Below are 6488 nucleotides of genomic sequence, written 5' to 3' on the forward strand. Positions count from 1 at the left end.
ACCCCCCGGCGGTGAGTATGGTGCCGTGCCGTGGCCCTTCCGACAGTTTGAAGGGGATCTCTTATTCACCCCACGAATACCTTTATTCGTGGGGGCCCCGAATTACCGGTTTTGCCTGACGTCAAAACCGCCGAGATGACGCGGGGTTGGCGCTGCCGCCGAAGTGACGTTATGAGCCGGGATGACGAAAGTGTTTTTTCGCCTCTCTGCTTTATTATTGAATAAATAGCCCGTAAATGCTATAATTATTAAAAAGTATATATGCATCGGCAACGAGCATATCATGCGGAGAAATGCCATGAAACACAGTCTGCTTTGCCTGGCGCTGGCTCTGGTCCTGCTCATCGCGGGGGTGTCCGGCGCGTCTGCCGTGGAGCTCAAATACAAGTTCAAAAAGGGCTCCGTGGAGCAATACAGGGAGACCCGCTCCCTCGTCTATGAGTTTGAGTTTTTCAGCGGTAACGAAAAGGCCACCACCGACGAGGAGCTGTCCTTCAGGGAGACCGTGGAGTCCATCGAGGACGGCAACGCCATGATCAAGCTGCAGTCGTCATATATCAAGATGGTGGAAAACGGCGAGGCCGTGCCCAAGAGCGAGACTCCGGACGACACCTTTTATTATACCCTGTCTCCTCAGGGCCGGGTGCTGTCCATTCTGGACGCGGACAAAAAGCCCGAAAAGCATTTTGAGGCCAAAAAAGAAAAGGATCTGCTGCCCCGGGGCGACGTGAAGCCCGGGGACAGCTGGGAGGGCTGCCGCAGCCTGCAGGGCGAGTATGTCAAAGCCAAATACACTCTGGAGAAGCTGGACACCCAAAAGGGAGTCAAGGTGGCTGTCATCAGGTTTACTGTGGAGGACAAGATCGACTCCACCGAGGGTGACTTCAAGTGCATGATAGACGTGACCGGCAAGGGAGTCATCTACTTTGCCACCGAGCTGGGCACCGACATCCTCACCGAGTCGGAGCTGCTCTGCGACGTCACCTCGGAGGGCAAGCCCTTTGCCAAGACTGTCATCAAAACCAAAAAATGGAGGGTCGCCAAATGAAAAAAGCTCTGCTCATCCCGGCGCTGCTGCTGCTGGCCTGCGCCGCCTTTGCCGCTCCGGTCACTCTGGAATACAGGCATGAGGGCAGCGAGGTGAACAAATACAGGGAGACCAACTTCATCACTCAGAAAGAAGACGGCAACACCGTGTCGGTGGAGACCATCACCGAGATCACCGAGACAGTGAAGGCCCCTATGCCCGACCTGAAGCTGGAAAGCTCCGTGCGCACCGTGGGGCTGAAGGTCAACGGCGAGGAGCAGGACGTCTCCAAGATCCCTTCGTCGAGCTTCAGCTATACGCTGGACCGGCTGGGGCGGGTGACCGGTTCCTGGGACAAGGAAGGCAAGACGTCCTCCGGCTTTGACCCCTCCAAGGAGATAGGGCTGCTGCCCGACAAGCCCGTCAGCAAGGGCGACACCTGGACCGGCAAGCTGATCATGGACACCCTCAACAAGCCCATCACCCTCCGTCTGGAGGACGTGTACACCAAAAACGGCGTGGAGATAGCCCGGATATCCTTTACTGCCGACTACGAGCAGGGGCTGGACGACGTGCTGGGGCAGGGAGCCGAGGCCGCGGTAGGCGAGCTGGGCATCACCGGCAAGACCACCATCAAGGGCTCCGGCAACATATATTTCAGCACCGGGCTGGGCAAGGTGATCATGCTGGAATACACCCTGGACCGGCATTTGATGCTGGACGGCCAGGGCCAGCACAAGGAAGCGGACGAACGAGAAGACTATAAAATGTGGAGAATAGAATAATGGAATACACACAAGGCAGAACGGCCCGCGTTTTTGTGGCGAGGCTGCATGACGGCGAGTCCATCTACGACGAAGTAAACAAGATCTGCGTCCGGGAGGCCATACGCTTCGCCTACGTGCAGGCTATGGGCGCCATCAAGACTCCCGGCGGCATCCACGAGCTGGTAGGCCTGGGCACTGTGGTCCCCGACGCCAACAAGCCGGCGCTGCATTTCCACGCCGGCATAGGCGACAACGAGGACTCCTATGTGGGCCACCCCAACGAGGACATGAAGGTGCACCTGAATATGGAGGTCATCATCACCGAGCTGGAGGGCATGGATATGTGCCGCGCCTTTGATCCCGCCCTGGGCAAGAAGACCCTCACCATACTGGGCAAAGGCACCGATTACTCCGAAAGATCCACCGAGATGAAGGGGTCCTTCTCCAAGAGCTACAAATAATACATGAAATATGCTATCATAGGCTGCGGGCGCATAGCGCCCTGCCACATACAGGCAGCAGCAGCCAACAATATGGACATAGCCTGTCTGTGCGACGTGGATCCCGGGGCTATGGAGGCTTTGGCCGCCTCCTTTCCGGTGTGCGCCGGCGCCCGGCGCTACACCGACTACGCCCGGATGATCGGGGACGAGCCCGACCTGGAGCTGGTGAGCGTGGCCACCCCCAGCGGGTCTCACGCCGAGATAGCTCTTTACTGCATACGGCGGGGCATCAACGTGATCATCGAAAAACCGGTGGCCATGAGCATAGAGGACGCCGACGCCATCGTGTCCGCCGCCGACAAACACGGGGTGAAGGCCTGCGCCTGCCACCAGAACCGGTTCAACGTGCCCGTTCAGATGCTGAAAAAGGCCCTGGACGAAGGCAGGCTGGGCCGGCTGAGCCACGGCTCCGTGTGCGTGCGGTGGTTCCGGGACAAGTCCTACTATGATCAGGCCGGCTGGCGGGGCACCTGGCAGGATGACGGCGGCTGCCTCATGAACCAGTGCATCCACGGCATTGACCTGCTCCGCTGGCTCATGGGCGGCGAGATAGAGTCCGTCTTTGGCTTCACTGCCCGTCAGCAGCACCCCTACATAGAAGCCGAGGATATGGGCGTGGCCCTGGTGAAGTTCAAAAACGGCGCTGCCGCCACCATCGAAGGCTCCGTGAACGTGTATAAGACCGACCTGGAAGAAGAGCTGTGCATCTTCGGCGACAAGGGCTCCGCCAAGATAGGGGGCATCTGCGCCAACCGGCTGGAGCGCCTGCAATATGAAGGCATGGAGCAGGGCGACACCGAAGAGAGCTTTTGCGAAAAGACCCACAATATCTACGGCAACGGCCACACCGGCGTGTTTGCCGACATGGCCCGGGCCATTGCCGAAGACCGGCAGCCCTACATAGACGTCCGGGCCGGCCGGGATGCCCTGGAGCTGGTGCTGGCTGTCTATCAGTCCTGCAGGGACGGCAAGCCCGTGACCCTGCCTCTCCGGCGCTGCTCCTCCCGGGACTTTGCCGGCCTCTTTGAAAAATAAAAAAAAACACACAACAAGAAAGGAATACGAAATATGATCACGATGCTGTGCGCAGCATTGCTGTTGGCGTGCGCTGCCGCCGCCTTTGCCGAAGGCGAGTGGCTGCGCGTGGACAAGGGGGTCTCGTACGGCGAGACCCGGGAAGGCCGCAAGCTGTATATGAACGTGTACGAGCCTCCCCAAAAAAAGCCTCATATGCCTGCCTGCATATCCATTCACGGCGGCAGCTGGAAGGAAGGCGACGCAGACGGCAACGCCGGCTTTTCGGTGTTTTTGGCGCGGCAGGGCATGATGGTGTTTGACATAGACTACCGATTGACCACGGAGGCCCGCTGGCCGGCCCAGATAGAGGACAGCAAGACCGCGGTCAGATACGTGCGGAGCCACTGCCGCGAAAATGACGTAGACCCGGACAGGATCATGGCCGCCGGCGGCAGCGCCGGAGCCCACCTGGCCTGTCTGCTGGCGGTCCTGCCTCAGGGAAAATACGAAGGCGTGGGCTGGGAGGGGGTCTCTTCCTCCGTGCAGGCCGTGCTGAACGTGGTGGGGCCCGTGGACCTGAACTTTTTTGTGGACTCCGAAAAAATGAGGACCACATCCCATTTCTATGAGGAAGGGGTGCAGGTCATCAGGATGCTGGCTCCCTCCGAAGAAGGGGACCTGGCCGCCATGCTGAGGGAAATGAGCCCCGTCAGCTACGTGAAGCCCGGCGTCTGCCCTCACTGCAACTGCTACGGCGGCATCGACGAAGTGGTGATGTATGACCAGGGCGAAAAGTATCACAGAGCCCTTACCGCAGCGGGCTGCGTGAGCAGCCTGTATATTGCCGAGGGCAGGGGCCACGAGTTTTCCGACGATATGAAAGAGCGGGCCCAGGCGTTTTGCGCCGATTTTGTCTCCGGCGCCAATGCCTTTGCTCCCCGCAAACAATAATACTATTTTCACGCAGGTTGGATTATGATCAACGTAAAGAAAGACATCATTTTCGGCAAGACGACCGGGGGACGGCCCCTCTCTATGTATTTTTACGAGCCCGAAGGCCTGGGCGACTGCGCTCCCGCCTTTATCTCCATACACGGCGGAGGCTGGATATGGGGCACCGCGGAAGACAACGTCGAATTCAGCACCTTTATCGCGGAGCAGGGCTTCAAGGTGTTTGACATAGAATACCGCCTGACCGGGGAGGCTCGCTGGCCGGCCCAGATAGAGGACTGCCGCACCGCCGTCCGCCACGTGCGGGCCAACCATTACAACTACGGCATAGACCCGGGCCGGATAATGGCCGGAGGCATCAGCGCCGGCGGACATCTGGCCTGTATGCTGGGTGTTCTGCCCGAGGGCAAATACGAGGGCGGCAGCTGGACCGAGGCTTCCTCCGTCATACAGGGCGTTCTCAACGCGGTGGGCCCGGCGGACCTGCGCTATTACGTGGATCCGGAGATACTGAGGACCACCATCCACAAGGACGAATTTGCCGAATGGATCGGCTCTCTGGTGCCAGACCCCCGGGGAGATTATCCCGCCATGCTGACGGACATCAGCCCCGTCAACTACGTGCGCCCGGGCCTGTGCCCCCATCTCAATATGTACGGCGGCACCGACGACATAGTGATGTGGCAGATGGGCGCGGACTACAAAAAGCTGCTGGACGCTGCTGGCGTCAGCAACACCCTGCTGGTAGCGGAAGGCCGCTGGCACGAGTTTTCCGAGGAAATGCGGCAGGCTGCCGCCGGGTATTGCAGGGACTTTGTCGAACAAAAGGGCTTTTTTGCCCCGAGACCTTTGATATAACGCGAGGAGAGACTGATGAAACTGTTTGTTATTGCGATAATACTGTTCCACTGCTTCCTGGGCTCCCTGTGGGCCCAGCGGGACCTGAACGTAGAACGCCACGTGTGCTACGGGCAGGGAGACAACGGACAGGACCTCTATATGATAGTGGTGGAGGAAAAGGACGGCCGGAGCTTCAAGCCCGCCTGCATCGCCATCCACGGCGGCGCCTGGTCCGGCGGAGAGGCCGAGGGCTTCATGTTCCAGTCGGGGCTCCTGGCCCGGCAGGGCTTCAAGGTGTTCAACATAGACTACCGGCTGCTGCCCGCCAGGATGAGCCAGCAGGTGGCCGACTGCCGCACCGCCGTCAGACACGTGCGGGCCAACGCAAAGAAGTATGACATCGACCCCAACAAGATCGTCGCGTTTGGACACAGCGCCGGCGGCCATCTGGCCTGTATGCTGGCGGTCCTGCGCCCCGGGGTGTGGGAAGGCGTCGGACTGAAGGACGTGAGCAGCCAGATACAGGGAGTCCTCAATTGGTGCGGGCCCGAGGAGCTGGTGAAGTATTATACTCCCGACTCGCAATTCAGAGGCCTCTTTGAGGCCCTGGCAGAGGACCCCAAGGGCGACCCCATCAAGGAGCTGGAAAAAATGTCGCCCATCACCTACGCCAGGCGGGGTATGTGCCCCATATTGAGCATCCACGGAGGCAAGGACGATATAGTGCCCGCCGTCCAGGGAGTGGACTTTCACAAGGAGCTGGACCGGCTGGGCGTCAAAAACAAGCTGGTGATACTGCCCGAGGAGGGCCACGGCCTGGACACCCATCCCCAGGATACCATTGATCTGGTGGAGGAGTTCTCGAAGGACTTTATAGAGGGCAAGGGCCTCTTTGCCCCGGCAGCGCCCAAAAAGAAGTGACAGCGCGGCGGCCCGGCCGCCCTCATGATGCATGATGACACACACGGTCCCGCCCGGGACCGTGTGTCTTCTTTTGGGCCCTCTCCGCCGTCATCCCGGCGGAAACCGCTGCGCCCACTCCGCCGTCATCCCAGCGCAACCCCGCGTCATCTCGGCGGTTGAGCGTATGCGAAACCGGTAAGAGATCTCCTGTAATGGAAGGACAGACCCGGGCAACACATCAGGCCCACCGCTGGAGAGGGCCGTTGGGGGGGCGTATCGCGGGGCAGAGAAAAACTCCTCGTCATCCCGGCCAAAACGGCAACGTATCAAACGCGGATGCGTTTGGCCGTTTTGGGGAAGGGATCTCGGGCGGGACCCGTTTGCCCGTTCATTGCTCCGGCATAGCCGGAGAGGGCAAATGGGGAGGACCCGGCTGAAGCAGATACGAAAGAAGCATAAGAGCGCTTTTGTTCTTGTCCC

At 59.7% G+C, this 6488-nt stretch carries 7 protein-coding genes; all 7 read left to right on the forward strand.

Annotated features, from left to right (window positions below; all coding sequences use genetic code 11):
- The first annotated feature begins 298 nt into the window (after positions 1 to 298).
- From IK083_00010 to IK083_00040, 7 genes are read left to right on the forward strand one after another with little or no spacing between them, the layout of a single operon-like run.
- Positions 299 to 1048, forward strand: a complete 750-nt coding sequence (locus IK083_00010; protein ID MBR4747940.1) for a hypothetical protein — start codon at positions 299 to 301, stop codon at positions 1046 to 1048.
- Positions 1045 to 1812 (forward strand): hypothetical protein, encoded by a 768-nt coding sequence (locus IK083_00015; GenBank protein MBR4747941.1) that lies wholly within the window; start codon positions 1045 to 1047, stop codon positions 1810 to 1812. The genes IK083_00010 and IK083_00015 overlap by 4 nt, the downstream gene beginning before the upstream one ends.
- Positions 1812 to 2255 (forward strand): DNA-binding protein, encoded by a 444-nt coding sequence (locus IK083_00020; GenBank protein MBR4747942.1) that lies wholly within the window; start codon positions 1812 to 1814, stop codon positions 2253 to 2255. The genes IK083_00015 and IK083_00020 overlap by 1 nt, the downstream gene beginning before the upstream one ends.
- A gap of 3 nt (positions 2256 to 2258) precedes the next feature.
- The gene (locus IK083_00025) at positions 2259 to 3332 is read left to right on the forward strand and encodes a Gfo/Idh/MocA family oxidoreductase (protein MBR4747943.1); all 1074 of its coding nucleotides are present in this window, start codon (positions 2259 to 2261) and stop codon (positions 3330 to 3332) included.
- A 33-nt stretch (positions 3333 to 3365) separates the two neighbouring features.
- Positions 3366 to 4265 (forward strand): alpha/beta hydrolase, encoded by a 900-nt coding sequence (locus IK083_00030; GenBank protein ID MBR4747944.1) that lies wholly within the window; start codon positions 3366 to 3368, stop codon positions 4263 to 4265.
- A gap of 24 nt (positions 4266 to 4289) precedes the next feature.
- Complete coding sequence (locus IK083_00035; protein MBR4747945.1) at positions 4290 to 5123, forward strand: alpha/beta hydrolase; 834 nt, start codon at positions 4290 to 4292, stop codon at positions 5121 to 5123.
- A 15-nt stretch (positions 5124 to 5138) separates the two neighbouring features.
- The gene (locus IK083_00040; GenBank protein ID MBR4747946.1) at positions 5139 to 6026 is read left to right on the forward strand and encodes an alpha/beta fold hydrolase; all 888 of its coding nucleotides are present in this window, start codon (positions 5139 to 5141) and stop codon (positions 6024 to 6026) included.
- Positions 6027 to 6488: the final 462 nt, after the last annotated feature.

The sequence above is a fragment of the Abditibacteriota bacterium genome (genome assembly GCA_017552965.1).
In the GTDB taxonomy this organism is placed as follows: Bacteria; Armatimonadota; UBA5829; order UBA5829; family UBA5829; genus RGIG7931.

Excerpts from the sequence above, each read along its gene's own strand:
- IK083_00010 (MBR4747940.1), top strand. The coding sequence starts at position 299 with ATGAAACACAGTCTGCTTTGCCTGGCGCTGGCTCTGGTCCTGCTCATC.
- IK083_00015 (MBR4747941.1), top strand. The coding sequence starts at position 1,045 with ATGAAAAAAGCTCTGCTCATCCCGGCGCTGCTGCTGCTGGCCTGCGCC.
- IK083_00020 (MBR4747942.1), top strand. The coding sequence starts at position 1,812 with ATGGAATACACACAAGGCAGAACGGCCCGCGTTTTTGTGGCGAGGCTG.
- IK083_00025 (MBR4747943.1), top strand. The coding sequence starts at position 2,259 with ATGAAATATGCTATCATAGGCTGCGGGCGCATAGCGCCCTGCCACATA.
- IK083_00030 (MBR4747944.1), top strand. The coding sequence starts at position 3,366 with ATGATCACGATGCTGTGCGCAGCATTGCTGTTGGCGTGCGCTGCCGCC.
- IK083_00035 (MBR4747945.1), top strand. The coding sequence starts at position 4,290 with ATGATCAACGTAAAGAAAGACATCATTTTCGGCAAGACGACCGGGGGA.
- IK083_00040 (MBR4747946.1), top strand. The coding sequence starts at position 5,139 with ATGAAACTGTTTGTTATTGCGATAATACTGTTCCACTGCTTCCTGGGC.